The organism is Brenneria rubrifaciens (genome assembly GCF_005484945.1).
Taxonomy (GTDB): Bacteria; Pseudomonadota; Gammaproteobacteria; order Enterobacterales; family Enterobacteriaceae; genus Brenneria; species Brenneria rubrifaciens.
Map to the genome: position 1 here is coordinate 3,401,150 of NZ_CP034035.1, position 21,097 is coordinate 3,422,246.

Sequence of the window (21,097 nt, forward strand, 5' to 3'; positions counted from 1 at the left end):
TCCAGCCTGTCGCTTTTTAGTGCCGCTATTTATAACAGTCCCCAACGCCCGTCACCTCGTCGCTATGTAACATTAAAAATTTCTTCCGAAAATTTTTTATCCGCGCCTGCTTTTGTTATGCTTGCACGTCATCATCATAAGCTTGCGAAATATATGGAAGCCTGGTACTTACTGTATTGTAAACGTGGTCAACTGCTACGGGCGAAAGAACATCTTGAGCGTCAGGATGTTACCTGCATGAGCCCTATGATCACACTGGATAAAATCGTCCGAGGTAAACGTACCGAGGTTTGCGAACCGCTTTTTCCAAACTACCTGTTTGTCGCATTCGATCCCGAGTGTATCCATACCACGACGATCAGCGCCACGCGTGGCGTCAGTCATTTCATACGATTCGGTAATGTGCCGGCCATCATCCCGCAGCAAGTGATAGACGACCTGTCATCAAATCCGATGCAAGGAATCACCGATCCGCAGACCCCGCAGCCGGGTGATGAGGTGTTGATTACCGAGGGGATTTTTAGCGGTCTGCAAGCGATCTATACCGAGCCGGATGGCGAAGCCCGGTCTATGCTACTGCTGAACTTGCTGAACAAACAGGTGCGACAAAGTATTGATAACCGTCAGTTTCAGAAAATGTGAGAGCAGAGCGGCAGAGAACCGCTCTGCTCTCGCCCCGTCAGCGCTGCGAATGCTGTGCGTGCAGCCACTGGGCGACACGCTTGGCGAAGTAAGTCAGTACCCCATCCGCACCCGCGCGTTTAAAACATAGCAACGATTCCATGACCGCAGGCTGTTCCTGAAGCCAGCCGTTTTGAATCGCGGCCATATGCATCGCATACTCACCGGAAACCTGATAGGCAAACGTCGGCACCCCGAACGTATCCTTCACGCGCCTTACCACATCCAGATACGGCATACCGGGTTTGACCATTACCATATCCGCGCCTTCCTGAAGATCCTGTGCAATCTCCTGCAAAGCCTCATCACTGTTAGCGGGGTCCATCTGATAAGTTTTTTTATTCCCGCCTTTCAGATTGCTGGTTGTTTCGATCGCGTCGCGAAAGGGACCGTAGTAGGCCGAAGCATATTTTGCCGAATAAGCCATAATCTGCGTATTAAGCAGGTTCTGCGCCTCCAGCCCCGTACGGATCGCGCCAATACGCCCATCCATCATGTCGCTGGGCGCAACAATTTCCGCCCCGGCCTCCGCATGCGTCAATGCCTGACGGACGAGAATCGCTTTGGTGGCATCGTTGACAACATAACCTTCCTCATCAATCACGCCGTCTTGACCGTGCGTGGTGTAAGGATCGAGCGCGACGTCCGTCAGCAATCCCAAATCGGGAACCGCATCCTTGAGCGCACGAACCGCACGGGGTACCAGACCATCCGGGTTACAGGCTTCTTCGGCCAATAATGACTTTTTATCCGCCTCAATGACCGGAAACAGCGATAGTACCGGGATACCAAGCTTCGCGATTTCCTCTGCCTCCTTTAGCAACACATCAATGGTCATCCGGTATGCGCCCGGCATTGAGGAAATTTCCTGTCGCTGATTTTTCCCCTCCATGACAAAGACTGGAAAGATCAAGTCATTGACTGTCAGTTGATGTTCAGCGACGAGGCGGCGGCTGAAATCATAACGTCGAATACGACGCATCCGCCGTCCTGGGAAAGTACCGGGAAAAACATTGCTCATATCATTATTCTCCTGAATCAAGCCAGCCGGAAAACCCGGCGGGCATTTTCATCCGTTTTCTGCCCAAGCCTTATGGCGTCTTCTTCGCGCCAACCTGCGACCTGATGGACAATATGCGGCAAAAAACGGGGTTCGTTACGGCGGGATACGGGTTTAGGTCTTAAATCCCGGGGCAACAAATAAGGCGCATCGGTTTCCAGTAACAACCGATCTTCTGGAATATGCTTTAGCAGCGTACGTAGCTCAAGGCCACGCCGTTCATCGCAGACCCAACCGGTAATGCCGACCATAAGACCGGCGGCCAGGCATTCATCAAGCTCCCCCCTGTTGCCGGTGAAACAGTGAACCACAGCAGACGGGAGTCTGTTGAGCCAGGGTTTCAGCAAGGCAAGAAAACGGATATGCGCGTCACGGCAATGGAGGAAAACGGGTAAAGAGAGTTCGGCGGCTAAAGCTAACTGGGCGCGAAATGCCTGCTCCTGCTGAGCAGGCGTCGAAAAATTTCGATTGAAATCGAGTCCGCATTCACCAATTGCGACCACGGAATCTGATTGCGCCATGCGATAAACCTGCTCGGCAGCGGACGCATCCCAGTGGCTGGCATCATGGGGATGGACACCCGCCGTCGACCAGCAGTAAGCCGGGTACTGCGCTGTCAGCGCCAGTGCCTGACGGCTTTCCTCAATATTGGTCCCGGTTATCAGCATACCGCTGACGCCAGCCTGTTGTGCGCGAGCGACAACCTGCTCACGGTCTTTCGCAAACTGAGAGCTGGTTAAATTGACTCCAATATCAAACATTGGCTACTTACCCGTCTATCGCCGCGGTAGCGCGGCCACCCTAGCGAACAAAAAACAAAACCTCTCAAAGAGAGGTCATTTCCTTTCCCACAGACCGGCAGAATCACGTCACGGCGCAGGTTCTTCGGTTTCAGCACGACGCCCTTTCCCCACATAGAACCGGGAGAAGAATACGCCGATTTCAAACAGCAGGTACATGGGGATCGCCAACAGCGTCTGAGAAAACACGTCCGGGGGCGTCAACAACATACCAACGACAAAGGCGCCGACCAACATATAAGGCCGTTTCTTCTTCAAATCTTCCGGGGTAACTACGCCGCTCCAGCATAACAACACGATAGCGATCGGCACTTCAAACGACACGCCAAAGGCCATAAAGAGCGCCATGACAAAATCGAGATAGTTGTTGATATCCGTCGCAATCAGAACCCCTTGGGGTGCAGTTTTAGCAAAAAAGCCAAACGCCAGCGGAAAAACCACAAAGTAGGCAAACGCCATACCAGCGTAGAAAAGCAAACTGCTGGAAACCAGTAATGGCATCATCAAACGGCGTTCATGTTTGTACAACGCCGGGGCAACAAACGCCCAGACCTGATACAACACCAATGGCGCGGAGACAAACACCGATACGATCATCGTCAGCTTTATGGGCGTGAAAAACGGCGAGGCGACATCGGTGGCGATCATGCTCGCGCCCGCGGGGAGTTGCTCAATCAGCGGAGCGGATACCATCTGATAAATGTCGTTGGCGAAATACACCAGACAACAGAACACCGCCAGTACGCAAATAATACTGTTCAATAACCGTTTACGCAGTTCGATCAGGTGGCTAATTAGCGGTTGAGTATCTTCAGCAGCCATAAACTAACGATCATCACTTATTTGATGGGGAGAAACAGCGGGAGGCTGTTCAGATTTGGGTTTGTTCTCCGCTACCTGCGCTGGCGCAATCGGACGGCTTTCCTGAGTATGCGCCGACGGGATTAATGAGGGAGCCCTTTCAGTATCAATCACACCGTCATAAACCGCTTCCGGGTCGTCCAACGGCTGATTAGCCGGGGTCTGAGACGCCTGCCCTTCATCAGTCGCTGATGGCGGATAGCCGCGCTTCATTGCTTCAGCCGCCTCTTTAAGTTCATCCATAGACGCTTTCAATTCCGGCGACAGATTTTGCAGACTGGCTTTTTCCACCTTCTTCAGACTTGCCTGCAACTCCTGCAATTTCAATTCCTGCGACAGCTCACTTTGAACCGTAGACGCCAGCGAACGCAGTGTCTTAATCCAGTTGGCGACGGTTCTTACTGCAACGGGTAGACGTTCAGGCCCAAGAACGACCAGACCTATCACCATAACCAGCAACAGCTCGCTAAACCCGATATCAAACACAGATTATACCTGCTCTTTATGCTGGCTCTTTGCGTCGTCTTTTTTCGCTTCCGGCTGCTGTTCTGCGATTGTCTTGGTGGCAAAATCCGCATCCTGTTGCGCCTTGTCCGTATTGTCGGACGGCTGCTCATCACTCATGGCTTTTTTAAAGCCTTTGATTGATGCGCCCAGATCCGAGCCCAGCGTTCTCAGCTTGTTGGTGCCAAACAGTAATACGACGATTACCGCGATAATCAGTAAGTTCCAAATACTAATGCCACCCATACCGTTTACCTCGTGCCAAAAAAGGGGTCATAAAAATTACCGTCATTCTATAATGGGTAATCCCGCTATGCGTCATGATATGCTTCACTGAGTTCGACGCCAGCCAATAATCCAGGCGACAATTCCCGCAGCCATCAATCCCGAAGGAACGATATCGGCTTCAACATGGCTCACCAGTAACACCGTACCACTGATTAACAACGTTGCGCCAATGCCGAGTAGGTAACGGGACTGTCCCTGGCGAACATGTTGAGTCCGCAACTCGCCCGCAAGCTTGTCCACACTCTGTTTCAACATCTTATGCTGGCGTAAGCCGTCATAAAATAATTCCGGGATCTCTGGCAGTTTCTCTGCCCAGAACGGGGCTTTTTCTTTTAAGGCTCGCATCACCGCCGGTATGCCAACCTGTTCTTTCAGCCAGCTTTCCAAAAACGGTTTTGCCGTCTTCCAGAGATCAAGTTGGGGATAGAGCTGCCGTCCAATCCCTTCGATATATAACAAGGTTTTTTGCAACAGCACTAACTGGGGTTGTACTTCCATGTTAAAGCGGCGGGCCGTATTAAAGAGGTTCAATAATACATGACCAAATGAAATTTCCGCTAACGGCTTTTCAAAAATGGGCTCACAAACGGTGCGGATAGCAAACTCAAAATCTTCAACGTTGGTATCCGCAGGCACCCAGCCGGAATCCACATGCAACTCGGCGACTTTGCGATAATCACGGTTGAAGAAGGCAATAAAATTCTCCGCCAGATAGCGTTTGTCTTCTTTGTTCAGGGAGCCGACAATACCGCAATCGATCCCAATATACTGCGGATCTTCAGGGTGTTCGTGATTGATGAAGATATTGCCAGGGTGCATGTCCGCATGAAAGAAACTGTCACGGAATACCTGAGTGAAGAAGACCTGTACGCCGCGCTCCGCCAGAAGCTGCAAATTGGTGCCGTTGGCTTTCAGGGCGTTGATATCAGAAACCGGAATACCGTAAATACGCTCCATGACCAACATGTTTTCGCTGCAATAATCCGAGTAAACTTCTGGAATATACAGCATCGGGCTGTCTTCAAAATTGCGTCTCAGTTGAATCGCATTCGCCGCCTCTCGCAGCAGGTTCAGTTCATCGAGCAGGGATTTTTCATATTCCTGCACGACTTCCCGCGGGCGAAGACGTCGTCCGTCGGGCATAAGCCTCGGTAACCAGCCCGCCAGCCGCTTCATCAAGCGCATATCAGCTTTGATCACCGGTAAAATATCAGGCCGGATAACCTTAATAACAATTTCTTTTCCCGTGCTTTTCAGACGCGCGGTATGCACCTGTGCAATAGACGCGGACGCCAGCGGTTTGATATCAAAATCATCAAACCAGCTTTCCAGCGGCGCCCCCCCCATCGAAAGCTCGATTTGTTTACGCGCCAGCCCGCCATCAAAGGGGGCAACCCTGTCTTGAAGCATAGCCAGTTGATCGGCAATTGCCGGTGGAAACAGATCGCGTCGCGTTGACATCATCTGACCAAATTTGATCCAGACTGGGCCAAGCGCCTGCAAAGCCAGCCGCAGACGCTCTCCCAATGGCATATTGTGGTGGCGGTTTGGCAACCAGAATAGCAAACGGCGGCCCAAACGCAGCGGGATCGTCAACCGCATTTTAGGAATCAGCTCATCCAGACCGTAGCTCAGCAAAACGCGAATGATGCTGTAAAGGCGAATCAGCTCTCCGGGCATCATCGTGGTGTCTCCAACTTCGTCAGCCGTTCGGACAACCGTTCGGCTGATTTCTCCAGAGCGGCAATTTCATCATGAAGCCAGGTATTTTCAAGTTTACCGGGCGCTAAACGCCACTCTTCCGTAAGCGTCTCTGACAACGCCTGTTGCTGTCTGCACAAGGTACGGCCGAATAAACGCAGTGTTTTTTGCGCCGCCTGACTCAGCCCCTGCGCAACTATGTCGCCAAGATAGGGAGCGAGCCATTCCGCAGGATCAAACTCGGCTAAATCAAGCAGCGCAATAAATTGCTGAGCCACCTGAATATCACCTTCAATCACCAGCTCACCATTGCGCATCAGGACAGACAGATTCTGGCGATCGCGCAGCTTCATCAGCACGGATAAACGCATTTTAAGCAGGCAATCGGCCTGTTCTCCCCACCGGCTGACCACATCAAGACGCTGCTCGTTGAAGATCAGAACCAAAGGCGCATCCAGTTCAGACAACTCGATTTGCAGAGTTTTTCCATGCAGCCGCTGACGCGCCGCTTTCATACTGCGGTCGCGAAACAAAAGCTGATTCAGCACCGTTTCCAGCGAGGCGGTCAGAACAGACGTTATCAGCATTGGCATGTCCAATCAGAATTTAAAACCACGGTGCAACGCGACAATCCCGCCGGTGAGATTGAAGTAATTTACGCTGTCGAAACCGGCGTCGCTCATCATTCCTTTCAACGTCTCCTGATCGGGATGCATACGAATGGACTCCGCCAAATAACGATAGCTACCGGCATCGCTGACCACCAGTTCACCAATTCTGGGCAGAATATGGAACGAGTAGATATCGTAGACCTTGCTTAACGGCTTCAGCGTCGGACTGGAGAATTCCAGCACCAGCAGACGGCCCCCTGGCTTCAGCACGCGGTACATGGAGCGCAGCGCTTTGTTTTTGTCTGTTACGTTACGTAAGCCGAAAGAGATGGTGATACAGTCAAAGAAATCGTCAGGGAACGGCAGCTCTTCCGCATTCGCCTGCACATAACTGATATTATTAATAATGCCTTTGTTGCGTAGCTTCTCCCGCCCCACTTTCAGCATTGAGGCATTAATATCGGCCAGCACCACTTCACCTTCATCGCCTACAATACGGGAGAATTTTGCCGTCAAATCGCCCGTACCGCCCGCAACATCCAGGACACGCTGCCCGCGCCGCACGCCGCTGCACTCGACTGTAAAACGTTTCCAGATGCGATGAATGCCGAAAGACATCAGGTCATTCATTAAATCGTATTTTGCTGCTACAGAATGAAAGACGTCAGCCACCATGACTTCTTTTTCATCTTTGGCGACAGTACGAAAACCAAAGTCGGTCGTTTTCTCCTGCTCATTAGCCATTTTATCCGCCTGCAATTTTAGTCAAATTTCGGATCTGCTTATTCAGTAAAAAGAGTGTAACAGACCCATCTAAAAAGCCCACCGCCTGATGCCTATCGGTTTAAGGGCGATCAAGGCAGATGCCCCGTATCCATACCGTCAGGCGCCGCATCCCGGACCGCGCTTTCATGCGCCGTAGCCTGTTCCGCCAGAGAAGGCGCGATCGAACGTTTGATTTCCACGCCCAGATGACGAAACCCTTCCGCCTGACCGATGAGATTACCACGCCCGGACGAAAGTTTATTCATTGCCTGGCGATAACTGCCCTGCGCTTTATCAAGGCTTTGGCCCAATGTTTCCATGTCGTCCACAAATAAACGCAGTTTATCGTACAGCCGCGACGCCCGTTCAGCGATCTGCTGCGCATTACGACTCTGCTGCTCATAGCGCCACAAGTTATTGATGGTACGCAAAGCGACCAGTAATGTCGTCGGGCTAACCAGCATAATATTGTGCTTGAGCGCTTCGCTGATCAACTCAGGCTGCCTGTCAATCGCCACCAAAAAGGCCGGTTCGACGGGAATAAACATGAGGACATAATCCAGAGAACGCAGGCCCGGCAGTTGCTGATAATCTTTACCGCCCAACATGCGGATATGGCTGCGAACGGAAAGCAAATGTTCATTGAGCGCCGCCAGACGATCGGCGTCATCTTCACTGTTAAAATAGCGCTCGTAGGCCACCAGCGACATTTTGGCATCAATGACCACATCTTTGCCCTGGGGCAGACGTACGATCACATCCGGTTGCATGCGGCCGTTAGCACCGGTTTTGACACTAACCTGGGTCTGGTACTCATGCCCTTCGCGCAAGCCGGAGGCTTCCAACACGCGGCTTAGCACCACTTCGCCCCAGTTACCCTGCGTTTTATTGTCCCCTTTCAGGGCTTTGGTCAGGTTGATGGCTTCACGGGCCATCTGCGCGTTCAACTGTTGCAGGTTGCGGATTTCATGCGCCAGCGTATGCCGCTCACGCGCTTCGGCGCCCAAACTCTCCTGAACCTGACGGCGAAACCCATCAAGCTGTTCACGCAGCGGCATGAGCAGGCGATCCAGACTCTGTTTGTTTTGCTCATCCACTTTGCGGCCGCTGTGTTCAAAAATTCGGTTGGCCAGATTCTCGAACTGCGTGGTCAGGCGCTGTTCGCTGTTTATCAGCAACCGTTGTTTTTCCTCCGCGGCTATACGGGTTTCTTCCAGACGGATGGTGACTTCCCGCAGTTCGGCTTCCTGCGCGCGGTTAATCTCCCGCAGCGTGCGGAGTTCCTGATTTAACTGACCGCACTCGTCACGCAGTTGCCCCAACTGTTGCAGCTTTTCATGACTGGCCGATAACCGGGCATGTACGTCGCGCAGTTCCAGCTCGTTTTGTCGCAGCCGTTGTTCGTCGTGTTGCCGAGCCTGCTGACTCTCGTCCAGCAACGTCTGCGTTTGCCTTAGCGTCTGTTCCAGCAGACGCTGTTCGGTGTCATATCGGGACCATCGCTGCTGTCGCATCAGGCTGGCAATCAGCCACCCCGCCAACAAGCCGACAGCACCGCCACCCAGTCCATAAAATATACTGATATCCACAATACCTCCGCAGGCGTCCGTCACTGTGCGTCAAGGTAAAATGATACTGTATGGATGTCCAGAGACAATTCGGCCTACGGCAACGTTTGGCGATACATTCGGTGAAAAAAAGGGAAAAATGCGAGCAGCATTCAAGGTAACCGCTGCAACAATGCAGGCCGGTACATTCACCGGCCTGAGAACATGGACGGCAGGTTTATTCAGCCAGACGTTGTTTCGCCTCACTAATGGCTTTCGCCACCTGCTGCGGTGACACGCCGCCCTGCGCGGCGCGTTTGTCCAGACAGGACTGCAAAGACAGGATCGGATAGACATCGTCCGCGATAACCGAACTGAACTTCTGCAAATCAGCCAGCGCCAACGCTTCCAGCGCTTTGCCCTGCCGGATGGCTTCCACCACCGCTTCGCCGACGATATGGTGAGCCTCACGGAACGGCACGCCTTTCGCGACCAGATAGTCCGCCAGCTCAGTGGCATTCGCATATCCTTGTTCCGCCGCCTCCTGACAACGCGGACGTTTTACCTGAATGCCTTCCAGCACCAGACCCGCCATCATCAGACAGTCATGCCAGGTATCGAGCGCATCAAACAGGCCCTCCTTGTCTTCCTGCATGTCCTTGTTGTATGCCAGCGGCAGACCTTTCAGCGTCATCATCATCCCGGTCAGCGCACCCTGAACCCGGCCGCATTTGCCGCGAATCAGTTCCAGCGCATCCGGGTTTTTCTTCTGCGGCATCAACGATGAGCCGGACGTCACACGGTCGGAAAGCTCGACGAACGCCGCTTCGCCGCTGTTGAAGAAAATCAGATCTTCGGCAAAGCGCGACAGGTGGATCATGCCGATCGACGCATCAGACAGCAGTTCCAGCACATGGTCGCGATCGGATACCGAATCAAGGCTGTTTCGGGTCGCGGAAGCGAACCCCAGCCAACCGGCCAGTTGTTCACGGTCGATCGGGTAGGCGGTGCCGGCCAGCGCGCCGCAGCCCAACGGGCTGACGTCCAGACGCTTCAGCGTATCTTCCAGACGGCTTTCATCACGGGCCAGCATTTCATGGTAGGCCAGGCACCAGTGGGCGAACGTGACCGGCTGCGCACGTTGCAGGTGGGTGTAACCCGGCATAACCGCGTCCTGATTTTCCCCAGCGGTAGTGACCAGCGCCTGACGCAACTGACGCACCGCCAGCAGCAGTTCGGCAATCTGCGCTTTACACCATAATTTCAGATCCGTTGCGACCTGATCGTTGCGGCTGCGCCCGGTGTGCAGCTTCTTGCCCAGATCGCCGACTTTTTCAATCAGACGCTGCTCGACCCAACTGTGGATGTCTTCCGCATCACTTTGCAGGATGATCTCCGGGTCGGCCCGGACTTCAACCAACAGCGCATTCAATGCCTGTTCCAGTTGCTGCTGTTCCTGTTCGCTGAGCACATTGACCGTCACCAATGCTTTCGACCAGCCAACGGAGCCGATAATGTCCTGCTCCGCCAGGCGGTAATCAAACCGCAGTGAGTCATTGAACTGTTTAAACCGTTGATCTGCTGCCTGACTGAACCGACCGCCCCACAAAGCCATAACCCTTACTCCAAGCATTCAAATAAATACGGTATCGCATCATGCCATACCCAGAAGTGGCTTACGCCGATATACGCGTGCCGATCGCCACGCCGTTGAACAGCGCGGGCAATTGCTCGGCATGACGCCAACTGGCGATGTCCACCGGACGCCCCAGCGCCCGCGCGGCATCCAGCGCAGCGTTGACCTTCACGATCATACCATCGGTGATGATGCCCTGAGCGATCAACTGCTCGGCTTTTTGCGCCGTCATCTCGGCGATACGCTGGCCTTTGCCGTCCAGAATACCGCTGACATCCGACAACAGGATTAAATCCGCGCCCAGCGTTGCGGCCAGCGCGGTGGCGGCCTGATCCGCGTTCACATTCATCAGATCGCCCTGTTCGGTAATCCCGATGGAGCTGACTACCGGCAAATAACCCGCTGACAGCAGCATATTCAACAACACCGGAGAACCCGCCTCCGCTTTACCCACGAAGCCCAACGCCTCATCCAACTGGGTGACGCTGGTGCTGCCGCCGTCCGCCAGACATAAACCGACAGCGTTAATAGCGTGTTTCTTCGCCCAGGACAAGAGCGTTTTATTGGCGGAGCCGGCCAGCGCGCCCGTAATGACGTCAATCTGATCGGCGGGGGTGACGCGCAGGCCATTTTTCTTCACCACCGGCAACGACAGCTTTTTCATCAAATCGTCAACCAGGCATCCGCCGCCATGCACAATCAATAGCGGGCGCTGGTGTTCATGACGGTAGGTAACCAATGCGGCAAACAGGCGCTCCAGCGCCTCTTCGCTATCCAGTAAAACGCCACCGAGTTTGATAATTAACGGGTTCATGATGCTTTCGCGCCTCAGAGTGATGAATTTTTAATCAGAGTAAAGACTGGCTTTCCGGGAAACCAAAACGAATATTCAGGCATTGCACCGCCTGCGCCGAGGCGCCTTTCAGCAGGTTATCCTCCGTGGCGACGACGATCAGATGTTCGCCTTCAACGGAAAAACCAATGTCACAGAATGGCAGACCGACGACAGATTTCAAGGCCGGCACCCCCTTTTCGTACAGACGCACCAGCGGTTTATCATGATAGGCGTTATGGTAAGCCTCTGCGATATCCTGATGCGTTACGCCCGGTTGCAGGCGGCAGGTGATGGTTTCGAGTATACCGCGGGCGAAATTACCGAGATGCGGCGTAAAAATGATTGGCGTTCCAAGGTGGGTTGAAATCTCAGGGGCGTGGCGATGATTGAAAAGACCATAAGGTTGCAGGCTGACTTCACAGAAACTGCTGGTCATGGAAGCCTTACGCCCGGCGCCGCTCACGCCGCTCACGGCGTTGATCACCGGCCATTGCGCCGGATTCAACAACTGACCGTCCAGCAACGGCTTCAACGCCAGTTGCGCAGCGGTGGGATAGCATCCCGGCACCGCAATCAGCTGTGCGTGTTTGATGCTTTCGGCTTTCCATTCGGCCAGACCGTATACGGCTTGAGCCAGCCAGTCGGTATGTTGATGTTCGAATCCGTAGTAGCGGGTATAAAAATCGGCGTCCTGAACGCGGTAGGCGCCAGACAAATCAAAAACGGTGCAGCCTGCCGCCAGGAACTGAGGCGCTAAATCGTGGCTAACCTTGTGATCCGTCGCCAGAAACACCACGTCGACACCTTTGGCGGCTTCAGCAACATGGGTCAACGGCTGTACCGGTAAATCGACAATGCCTTTCAACTGTGGATGCAGATCGGAAATCAATTTTCCGGCATCAACACTTTGCGCTGAAACCGCTAAAGCGGTTATGTTCATCTGTGGGTGACGGTTCAGGTAAAGCGCAAGTTCAGCACCGGTGTAACCGCTTGCACCAACAATCAACGTATTCAGCATAGGGTCCGTATACCTTCTTTTTATCTATGAAACAGGCACAGGGTTCACGAGCGTAAACACGCTGTTCACCCGAGAAGCTAAGCAACGTGGCGCATTCCCCGCCACCGGTATCTTATGGTTTCCTTTTACTCAGCATTATTGTATTTTTATTCAAAAAAAATGCATGAATATTGATACTATCCAAACCAGAGGCTGTCAACAGTGAAGATGAGTTTACCCCCCTTTATTGAGCTATATCGGGCATTAATCGTGACACCGTCCATCAGTGCGACCGATAGCGCTCTCGATCAAAGTAATCAGGCATTAATCAACCTGATGGCGGGCTGGTTTAGTGATTTAGGCTTTCACGTTGAAATTCAACCCGTGCCCGGCACACGGCATAAATTTAATATGCTGGCGCGTATTGGTGAAGGCAAAGGCGGTTTACTGCTGGCCGGGCATACGGATACGGTGCCTTTCGACGACGGACGCTGGACGCGCGATCCCTTCACGCTGACCGAACATGACAATAAGCTGTACGGTTTGGGCACTGCCGATATGAAAGGGTTTTTCGCGTTCATTCTTGATACCCTGCGCGATATCGATCCGGCGAAACTGACCAAACCGCTTTATGTGCTTGCCACCGCCGATGAAGAAACCACCATGGCGGGCGCCAAATACTTCTCTGAGTCCACGCAGATTCGCCCGGACCTCGCCATTATCGGCGAGCCAACCTCACTACAACCCGTCCGCGCCCACAAAGGCCATATGTCCAGCGCCATCCGCATTCAGGGGCAATCCGGCCACTCTAGCGATCCGTCCCGCGGCGTTAACGCCATTGAACTTATGCACGAAGCGATTTCGCATCTGCTGGTGTTGCGTAACATGTTACAGACACGCTATCACAACGCCGCATTCAATATTCCTTATCCCACCATGAACCTGGGGCATATTCACGGCGGGGATGCGTCGAACCGCATCTGTGCCTGCTGTGAGCTGCATATGGACATCCGTCCGCTGCCGGGGCTGACGCTCAGCGACCTGAACGGGTTGCTTTCCGAAACGCTGGCGCCGGTATGCCAGCGCTGGCCGGGCCGGTTGACCATCAGTGAATTACATCCCCCCATTCCCGGCTATGAATGTCCGGCTGACCATCATTTGGTATCGGTAGTGGAAGAATTACTCGGCACGCAGACCGAAGTCGTCAATTACTGCACCGAAGCGCCGTTTATCCAGACGCGGTGCCCGACGCTGGTGCTCGGCCCCGGATCGATAGAGCAGGCCCATCAGCCGGACGAATATATCGATACCGCCTTTATTACGCCGACCCGCGAGTTGCTCGCGCAACTCATGCGCCAGTTCTGCCATTAATCATCGCGGAAACTGCCGCAGGATACCGCTATCTTTCGGTTTCAGATCACATACCGGTATATCGTTCAAACGCCGCCAGGCTTGCAATATCGTCCGGCAAAGGGACGCGCGCCGCGATATGGCGAATTCTGTCAAGCCGATCTTCGCGTTTATTCTGTATGCCGGACCACATTTCGTCTGTATCGGCAGCAGACCGATTTGCCGGCAGTTTCCGCAGCGCTTCATAATCTCTGTGCGCATCAAGTTTGGCTCTCAAACTGTCGCGGGTATGAAACTGCACCTCAAAATGGCCTTCGCCTTGCGGCGCTTCAGTATCGCGCAGTTTGACGTTAACCCCGGCGTAGGTGGTTTCATGCTCCAGAAAGCCGTTGCGCACCGCCACCATTTCGAGGCCATCGCATCTGAGCCCATTCAGAATGGCTTGCGCTTTGCCTCCAAATCCTTCCGGCGCCAGAATCACCTCATATCTCAGCGCATCGCGCACCCGGTCCGAACGCGCAGATTCATTCTGCTGGCGTTCGGCCAATTTGCGTACGATAGAATCAGGCTTCTTGAAGATAAACTGGCGCCAGTTGCCCTGTTTATCCTGACGTAACTGCCCGTCATACGCCTGTAATAGCTGCCGTAGTCTGGGTGAGATGCGACGTTCGAGAGAGCGGGCCTGTTCCAGAATAACCTCAGCCTGACGCTGCAAGGGCGTCGACAGGCCGGAACGCGAACGAGGCGATTGCCGCGGCGCGGAAGTTCTGACGTTGGCGCCGCCGCTGGCCCGCATGTCGTCAATATCCAGACAGCCCGGCGGGATCTGCACCTTGCGGAACGCTTGCCGGGCCTCACTTAACCCGCCAGATAACATGCCTTGTCTCCTCAGCCGCTGTTCATCCTTATAGCTGTCGTGATAGCGCTCCTTGAGCATGAAGGTTTCTTCAGTATGAAACTGAATCTCCCAATGCTGTCCGCCAGATGATTCCCGGAGAGTCACGTTAATCGCGCGGAACGGAACATGGGGCTGGGTAAAATAGTTAGTTCGCTGGATCAGCGTATGCCCTTCGTCGTCCAATGCCGCAAGCAACTTGCGATATGACTCGGTAAAAGATTCACAGGGCATCACCACGCTATAGCGCAGGGCATCGTTGAGTTGGGAAACCGCTTGCGACAAATCCAACTGGTTTTTACCGGTCAGATACCTGAGTTTTTCCTCTATCGATCCAACGGATTTTATGCTGTGGTCAAGCCCCGCCAAACGCGCCTGATCGGGCAGCCGCCGCTGCAACAGGTCGGTGATGCGGCGTCGCGCCAGTCGCGCCTGGCTGTTCAACGCCTGAGCCGCCCCTTTCAGCGCCTGTGGCGACAACGAACGTGTACGCGCCTGCAACGTGGGCGGCATGCTGAGCAACCCCATCTTTTGTAATGAATCCACGGCATCTTCCATTACCGCCGCGGCCAGCGTAGGCATCACGGCCAGCGCCTTTTTCGCCTCTTCGGGGTTAAAACGCCCTTCCTGCATCATACGCGCCGTCTGTTTGGTATAGGGCACCTTGCGTATTCTCTCCGGGAAATGGCGTTCAGTCTGGACGCAGTTATCCAGAATTTTGCTGAATAACACAGTGCCGGTATCTGATTTCAGCGCATCGGTGCCGACCTTCACCGCCAGGGTGAACAGGTTACGGATCGTCAGTTCCGGTTCGCCGGGCACCAGCCCGGGCTGGCCGTTGGGATACTGTTCGTGAGATAACCGGCATACCGGGTAGTAGTCCAGCACGGCGTGGATACGCGCCGCGGTGTCCGGCGCTTTCGCATAAGCCTCCGCCAGCCGGCGATTCACCTGAGCTACGGCATCGGAAATGGCCAGCGCTGGCATCTGCGCCCCTGGCGACGCCAGTTGTTGGGTCAGATAATGCAACAGCACCGCGACCTCCCGCGCTTCCGGCTGATGAGCTTGTCCAATCGCCGCTTCAGCCTGAGTGCTGAGCGCCGCCAACGGCGGCGCATCCTGGTCGCCGGCCAGCAATTTGCGTAAACCGTTACGCAGGCTGCGCTCCACGCCATCATAAATGCCGAACATCATTCTGCGAGCCATTTTTTCGCGCAACTCGTCCGGCTGGGCCAAAAAGCGGTTGGCGGCTTCGCTGGCGGCGCCAATCAATTTGCCGCCGCGTTGATCGTTGAGGATCTCCTGGGCCCGCCCGGTATGATAGCGCCCCTGCGCATCCATCGCCGCGGTCGCGGTCTTGGGCGGTTTGAATGACATCTCCACGCCGCGCCGCCGCGCACGCTCGTCCATCACCGCCCGGATATGCGCGCTCAGTTGCGGATACCCCGCATAGACAAAAGCATCATCGCCATCTGTGTCCATGTTGCGCTTGCGTAGTTCAGGAATCGGTAAGCCTGCCAACCTGCCGGGCACCAGAACATCCTTGACTCTCAGACTGCCAGTGCTGAGCATCTGTTCCGGCAGGCTGTCGCGATCGCGTCCAAACGTCCAACGCGACAATATTTTCAAATCTTCCCGTGAACAGACCATATCCTGATCGGCATGAGCCGGCGACCAGTATCCAGGCGGGGGGATAATCAGCATTCCTTTGCAGTGCAGCATATCGGCATCCTCGCCGGAATCTTCGTCAACCCCGCTGTAGCTGTACTGGATAGCGAAGCACTGATCCAGGAAACGCGCCGTCGCGTCCTCGTCGGATGGCGTAACCACCTTTTCGGCGGCAATCGGCAGCAGGTATTCTTTGTCATAGGGCGGTTTACCCAACAACAGGTCGCCTTCCGGCCTCAGAAACCCCGGCAACGGAACCGTAGGCAGATAGAGCCGGTCGTCGGCTGAAGGCACGGCGCGCAGCCGTCTGCCCTGATAGCCGCCGCTAACGGTCATCCGATAAAGCGCGAGGCGATCCACGGTTTCCGGGGAGAGAGGCTCCTGAGATTTCGTCTCGCCTGGATCCTGAACGGCATTTTGCGTCCGCAATTCAGCCAACCGACGCTGCAACACCTCATGCGCTTCTGCCTGAACGGATTCGCTGCGCGGGTAGTGCATCAACGCCTGGGGCGGTATGTTGTTTTGTCCCGCATCCTGCCCTTTTAAAAGCCGGCGCTGCGTCTGGCTGGCATGACCGGCGCGCGAGGCTTCCCAGGCGTCTACATATGCGCTGACCACGGGGAGCCGCCGCGCCACCTCCCATTTCAAAAAACCGCATCCGTCATTGGGACACAGCGCCAGCCGCTCACCGGTAGGGCTGGTCAACTTAAAAGGATGCTGCGGCCCCGGCACATCCGCGCACCATCCAAGACGTAACGTGCCTTCGGCGACATGATCCGGCGGCACCATTTCCAGCAATGCGCGCTGTATACGCGACCAGTCCTCGCGCTGAGGCGACATCTTTTCAATGAGACGCATAAAATCGCTGTTTGGAACGGTATCGGCGTATCGGATCGCGGGCAACAGCGATTTGCCCGGCTGGGCGCCGGCCAGGATATTCCTGACCATGTTCAATCGCCCTTTCTTCAGCCTGCTGCCGCCGAATATATCGAAACGCCAGGGATCGCCCTGATACTGGAAAGTACGCGCCAGCATAAAACCACTGAGTTCGCCGGGAAGCTCGACTTCAACCAGAGGCTGCCCGGTCAGCCGCGTATAAAAAGAGTAGTCGCGCTGCGCATCCGGTTTCGGGGTTTTGAGCTCCTTTCCCCGGATGTCCACAACAATATGGCGCGTAGCACCGGCGCCGGGCGCCGGTGGTTTAAGCTGACCGGGGGAGGTGCGCATCTGGCGCAGGGTCTGCGTCATGTCGAAGGTGATGGGCGGATGGCGTTCCACAAGCGTTGCCGCATCCCTGATTAAACGCAAATCCAGCGCTTCATACACCTCATCATTCGCCTCAATTTGGGCGATAAGGTTCCAGCTACGCTCCTGAAGATCCGCGTTGATCACTTGTTGCGTCCGCGCCAGCAGGTCTTGTACCCAGCTTTTTAGCTCACTCTGCCGTGCCTTGATCTGGTTACGATCGCCGTCGACATTGCGCATACTCCACTGCCGCGCCACCAGGTTGTAGGTTTTCAGCACCTGATAAAAACTCAGCGCGGGGTAGCGAGTGCCGCAAGCTTCTCCGTCATCCCGCAAAGACAAACCGCCGCAATCCGGTTGCTTGTTCTCCAGACCAAGATAGCCGTCAATCTTTTGCGCGACAACGGGTTGTAACATTTCCAGCGTTTTCACCGCCAGGCTGCGATGACGCAACAACTCCGGGCTTCGGGCCACGGGCAGCAGTCCCAGACAGAGCGTCGCGACGGATTCGAGCGAGTTATCGCGCAGTCTATCCAGATGGAACAGCGCCTGTACCCGTTCTATCGCTGGCATGGCGAGGGGCCGAAGCGCCCGCGGTATATGCATATTGCCGTAGGCTTTGAACAAGGTTCCGACGCTGGGGAGATCAGCATCGGCAAAACGTTCAGGATGCAGCTCCAGGTAGGCGGAAAGCCCCTCCAGCAGCATCCTGTTTTCCATGATTTCTTGCTCATCGTTCCCGGACAGACGAACCAGGGCGTTGGCGATCTGGGACATTCCCCTAATGTCAAAATCCCGCCAGGCGTAGCCCCGCGTTCCCAGTTGTCCCGTTAACAACCCACCCGCTTCCCGGCTCAGACTATGCTGCGACCATTTTTTGATGGCGTTCAGCGTGGTAAAAAAGCTAACGGGCGTCAGGGAGCGCCTCAACGTCTCATCCGCCACCAGCCTTTCCATCAGGGCAAGGCTGGCGCGGCAAGCCAGCGGTTCTTCCTGCCATTTGCTCAACGCGTTGAGTGTAATGCTCATCCCACTGGCGTTTAATGACTGCCGCAACGACTCATCCTCCGCCACCCTCTGCGCCATAGCGCGCGCGGCGTCCGTGATCTTCTCATTGCCGGGCCATTTGCTGAGCGCGTTCAGGATAGTGGTCACATGCCCAACATCCGCGTCCTGCTGTAATCGCTTATCCGATATCACGCGCTCCGCCAGTACAAAAGCCGCTTTTTGCACCTGCCGGTTTTCGGGCCATTTGCTGAACGCGTTCAGAGCATTAGAAACCCCTTGCGGACTCATCAGCCGCCGCAGTTTGTTATCTTCAGCCACCCTCTCCGCCAAAACAGCGGCGGCATTGCAGACCGGTTTTTCATTAGGCCACTTACTGAAAGCATTTAGCGTAATAGCCACGCTGCGGGCATCCATTCGTTGCTGTAATCCGCGATCCGCAGCGACTCTTTCCGCCACCGCCACCGCCCCTTCACGCATCTGCCGTTCCTCAGGCCATTTGCTCAACGCGTTCAGGATGTTGGTCACCTCAATGAACTTCATCGTTAACCGCAACGCATGATCAGAAGCGACTTTCTCCGCCAGTAAGCACACGGCATCTCGTACTTGCGGCGCCTCACTCCACTTGCAAAAACTATTCAGCGCATTCGCTACGTCCACCGCGTCCATTTTTCGCAGCAGCCCGCGATCCTCAACCATTCTGTCCGCCAGAACGAGAACGACCTCCCCGGCCAGCGACTTCCCAGACCATTTACTCATTGCGTTCAAAATCGTGCTCACACTCCCGCTGTCCAGGCGCTGCCGAAGACGATGATCTGTCACCATTCGGTCCGCAAAAACGAAAGCCATTTCCCAGGCGTGTTCCCTATCAAAACATTTGCTCAGCGCATTCAGGGATGTCGCCACCCCCAGCGTATCCATTTGCATTTGTATCTTGGGATCTTTGACCACCCTTCCCGCCAGGGCAAACATTGCCCTCTGGCTCAATGACTCCTCCGGCCACTTGCTAAAGGCATTCAGAGACATCGCCACTTCGTTGGCATCCATCTTCTGCCGCAGGAGATGATCCGAAACGACCCTGTCCGCCAGGGCAAAGGTTGCCTTGCCAGCCCACGCGTCCCCAGGCCACTTGCTAAAGGCGTTCAGGCTATTGGCGATAGCCTGAACGCCCATTTCGCCGCGTAACTTCTGCTCCTTGATAATTCTGTACGACAGTGCGAAAACAGCCTTCTCCGCCAGCGGTTCATCTGACCATTTGCTTAAGGCATTCAGCGAACTACTCATATCTTGCGCGTTCATCCGCCGCTGCAATACGTGGTTTGAGGCGATATCTTCCGCCAGAACGAGAGCGGCTTCTTTTGCCCATCGCTCCTCGGCCCACTTGCTCAGGGCTGCCAGGGCATTACTCACCCCAACGGCGTCCATTTTCCGTCGCAGCGTAGCGTTAAAGGCGATCACCTCGCTCAGCGCCGTCGCCGCTTCTCTCATCTCGCCACGCGCCGGCCATTTACTGAAAACCAGTAAATAGCCGGTCACTTGAGAAGCGTCTATTCTCTGCTTTAACTGCAAATGCGGGTCCCTCAGAAGCCTTTGAGCCAAGGTACAGGCGGCCTCTTCCACCTGACTGTGACTTGGCCATTTACTTAACGCATTCAACAACATGGTGCCATTCTGGATCGTGGGTATAGAGTGAAAATTCTCCAGCAAATGCTGGGCGATTCTTAACACCCCCTCACGGCAGAGGTCGCTTTTCTCGTACTTGGCAAACGCGCCGGCAAGCAACGTCCCGGTTTTCATATTGACATCAAGAAGATCACTGGCGTGCGCAGTCTCGAACGCGATACGCTCTATTGCCTCCAGACAAGCCGCATTGCCCGGGAATTTGCTTAGCCGATTAGCTATCGAGGCATAACGTTGCACCGGGCCCCCTTTAAACCAGCCGTGATGCTGTACAAAATAGCGCGCGGCCAATCCCGCGCAGTCCTGAATGCGCGTGAAGGCGTCACGATCCTGAGCGTCTCCTGGCGGTAGCGTCAGCTTCACCAGATAACGCGTAAGCCAATGAGTATTTGTCTGGGCATTGGACGACGCTTGCAGAAAGATCAGCGCGTTGCCGACGCCATTGCGTTGTGCGAGCACGTTATCCCTCGCCATCGCAAGACAGCGCTCTGGAAAACCACTGTCGGCGCGTTGTCCAAGTTCGAGATATTGCGCGTTGCGCTGAGCCTGAAGCGTTTTCACCTCCTCAGGCCGTAGCCGGTTTTCGCTGTAGAGCAGCGCCAAACGTAATTTTTCATCCGCCTCCATGCTTGATGAACGGGGTTCCGAATGATGTCGCTTGCTTGGGTGGGCGTCATCCAAACGCCCGGACGAACTTTCCGCCGGGCGTTTGCGGGAAGCGCGTCCGGCGCCGCGCGACGATGAATCCGCCGGATGATAGCGCTGTTCAATGAGCTGCGAGCGGAGAGTCGCCCGGGGAAATGCCTCAGCCTTGTCATGGGCATCGGAGGCGGATGGTTTTTCCCGATCATCCCGTTTTATCCGTTTGGCTTCACGAGACGCCGGGTCAGGTTGAGTTTCAGTTTCAGGGAGAGGTGATGCATTGAATGCGGTGTTAATATCGCGAATTTTCATTATCCGTCGCCTGC

Annotated in this window: 15 protein-coding genes; 2 read left to right on the forward strand and 13 right to left on the reverse strand. The window is 54.8% G+C overall.

All coding sequences use genetic code 11. From position 1 onward, the window contains the following. Positions 1 to 153 precede the first annotated feature (153 nt). Positions 154 to 642 carry a transcription/translation regulatory transformer protein RfaH gene (gene rfaH / locus EH207_RS15145; RefSeq protein WP_137714745.1) on the forward strand — a complete coding sequence of 163 codons (489 nt, stop codon included), beginning with the start codon at positions 154 to 156 and terminating at the stop codon, positions 640 to 642. 37 nt (positions 643 to 679) lie between these two features. On the opposite strand, the gene hemB is transcribed toward rfaH, so the two are convergent. The 12 genes from hemB to argC all read right to left on the reverse strand — a co-directional run bounded on the left by hemB (position 680) and on the right by argC (position 12,307). Continuing rightward, on the reverse strand, positions 680 to 1,702 hold the full coding sequence (hemB, locus tag EH207_RS15150) for a porphobilinogen synthase (protein WP_137714746.1): 1,023 nt from the start codon (positions 1,700 to 1,702) through the stop codon (positions 680 to 682). A gap of 17 nt (positions 1,703 to 1,719) precedes the next feature. Next, entirely contained in the window at positions 1,720 to 2,502 is a 783-nt protein-coding gene (tatD, locus tag EH207_RS15155) for a 3'-5' ssDNA/RNA exonuclease TatD (RefSeq protein ID WP_137714747.1), read from the reverse strand. Positions 2,503 to 2,610: 108 nt separating this feature from the next. Then, positions 2,611 to 3,363 carry a Sec-independent protein translocase subunit TatC gene (tatC, locus tag EH207_RS15160; RefSeq protein WP_137714748.1) on the reverse strand — a complete coding sequence of 251 codons (753 nt, stop codon included), beginning with the start codon at positions 3,361 to 3,363 and terminating at the stop codon, positions 2,611 to 2,613. A gap of 3 nt (positions 3,364 to 3,366) precedes the next feature. Next, positions 3,367 to 3,888 (reverse strand): Sec-independent protein translocase protein TatB, encoded by a 522-nt coding sequence (tatB, locus tag EH207_RS15165; protein WP_137714749.1) that lies wholly within the window; start codon positions 3,886 to 3,888, stop codon positions 3,367 to 3,369. 3 nt (positions 3,889 to 3,891) lie between these two features. After that, on the reverse strand, positions 3,892 to 4,152 hold the full coding sequence (gene tatA / locus EH207_RS15170) for a Sec-independent protein translocase subunit TatA (RefSeq protein ID WP_137714750.1): 261 nt from the start codon (positions 4,150 to 4,152) through the stop codon (positions 3,892 to 3,894). A gap of 84 nt (positions 4,153 to 4,236) precedes the next feature. Beyond that, positions 4,237 to 5,877, reverse strand: coding sequence for a ubiquinone biosynthesis regulatory protein kinase UbiB (ubiB, locus tag EH207_RS15175; RefSeq protein WP_137714751.1), 1,641 nt, complete (start codon positions 5,875 to 5,877; stop codon positions 4,237 to 4,239). Continuing rightward, positions 5,874 to 6,482, reverse strand: a complete 609-nt coding sequence (gene ubiJ / locus EH207_RS15180) for a ubiquinone biosynthesis protein UbiJ (protein ID WP_137714752.1) — start codon at positions 6,480 to 6,482, stop codon at positions 5,874 to 5,876. The genes ubiB and ubiJ overlap by 4 nt, the downstream gene beginning before the upstream one ends. A gap of 12 nt (positions 6,483 to 6,494) precedes the next feature. After that, entirely contained in the window at positions 6,495 to 7,250 is a 756-nt protein-coding gene (gene ubiE / locus EH207_RS15185; protein ID WP_137714753.1) for a bifunctional demethylmenaquinone methyltransferase/2-methoxy-6-polyprenyl-1,4-benzoquinol methylase UbiE, read from the reverse strand. Between the two features lie 110 nt (positions 7,251 to 7,360). After that, entirely contained in the window at positions 7,361 to 8,860 is a 1,500-nt protein-coding gene (gene rmuC, locus EH207_RS15190) for a DNA recombination protein RmuC (RefSeq protein WP_137714754.1), read from the reverse strand. A gap of 196 nt (positions 8,861 to 9,056) precedes the next feature. Continuing rightward, positions 9,057 to 10,433 (reverse strand): argininosuccinate lyase, encoded by a 1,377-nt coding sequence (gene argH / locus EH207_RS15195; protein ID WP_137714755.1) that lies wholly within the window; start codon positions 10,431 to 10,433, stop codon positions 9,057 to 9,059. 61 nt (positions 10,434 to 10,494) lie between these two features. Then, on the reverse strand, positions 10,495 to 11,268 hold the full coding sequence (gene argB / locus EH207_RS15200; RefSeq protein ID WP_137714756.1) for an acetylglutamate kinase: 774 nt from the start codon (positions 11,266 to 11,268) through the stop codon (positions 10,495 to 10,497). 34 nt (positions 11,269 to 11,302) lie between these two features. After that, positions 11,303 to 12,307 carry an N-acetyl-gamma-glutamyl-phosphate reductase gene (gene argC, locus EH207_RS15205; protein WP_137714757.1) on the reverse strand — a complete coding sequence of 335 codons (1,005 nt, stop codon included), beginning with the start codon at positions 12,305 to 12,307 and terminating at the stop codon, positions 11,303 to 11,305. Between the two features lie 201 nt (positions 12,308 to 12,508). Between argC and argE the strand changes: the two genes are divergently transcribed. Further along, positions 12,509 to 13,657, forward strand: coding sequence for an acetylornithine deacetylase (gene argE, locus EH207_RS15210; protein ID WP_137714758.1), 1,149 nt, complete (start codon positions 12,509 to 12,511; stop codon positions 13,655 to 13,657). A gap of 46 nt (positions 13,658 to 13,703) precedes the next feature. Here argE and xopAD read toward each other — a convergent pair whose 3' ends face one another. Beyond that, entirely contained in the window at positions 13,704 to 21,083 is a 7,380-nt protein-coding gene (xopAD, locus tag EH207_RS15215; RefSeq protein ID WP_137714759.1) for a XopAD/skwp family type III secretion system effector, read from the reverse strand. Positions 21,084 to 21,097: the final 14 nt, after the last annotated feature.

Excerpts from the sequence above, each read along its gene's own strand:
- rfaH (WP_137714745.1), top strand. The coding sequence starts at position 154 with ATGGAAGCCTGGTACTTACTGTATTGTAAACGTGGTCAACTGCTACGG.
- hemB (WP_137714746.1), bottom strand. The coding sequence starts at position 1,702 with ATGAGCAATGTTTTTCCCGGTACTTTCCCAGGACGGCGGATGCGTCGT.
- tatD (WP_137714747.1), bottom strand. The coding sequence starts at position 2,502 with ATGTTTGATATTGGAGTCAATTTAACCAGCTCTCAGTTTGCGAAAGAC.
- tatC (WP_137714748.1), bottom strand. The coding sequence starts at position 3,363 with ATGGCTGCTGAAGATACTCAACCGCTAATTAGCCACCTGATCGAACTG.
- tatA (WP_137714750.1), bottom strand. The coding sequence starts at position 4,152 with ATGGGTGGCATTAGTATTTGGAACTTACTGATTATCGCGGTAATCGTC.
- ubiB (WP_137714751.1), bottom strand. The coding sequence starts at position 5,877 with ATGATGCCCGGAGAGCTGATTCGCCTTTACAGCATCATTCGCGTTTTG.
- ubiJ (WP_137714752.1), bottom strand. The coding sequence starts at position 6,482 with ATGCTGATAACGTCTGTTCTGACCGCCTCGCTGGAAACGGTGCTGAAT.
- ubiE (WP_137714753.1), bottom strand. The coding sequence starts at position 7,250 with ATGGCTAATGAGCAGGAGAAAACGACCGACTTTGGTTTTCGTACTGTC.
- argH (WP_137714755.1), bottom strand. The coding sequence starts at position 10,433 with ATGGCTTTGTGGGGCGGTCGGTTCAGTCAGGCAGCAGATCAACGGTTT.
- argB (WP_137714756.1), bottom strand. The coding sequence starts at position 11,268 with ATGAACCCGTTAATTATCAAACTCGGTGGCGTTTTACTGGATAGCGAA.
- argC (WP_137714757.1), bottom strand. The coding sequence starts at position 12,307 with ATGCTGAATACGTTGATTGTTGGTGCAAGCGGTTACACCGGTGCTGAA.
- xopAD (WP_137714759.1), bottom strand. The coding sequence starts at position 21,083 with ATGAAAATTCGCGATATTAACACCGCATTCAATGCATCACCTCTCCCT.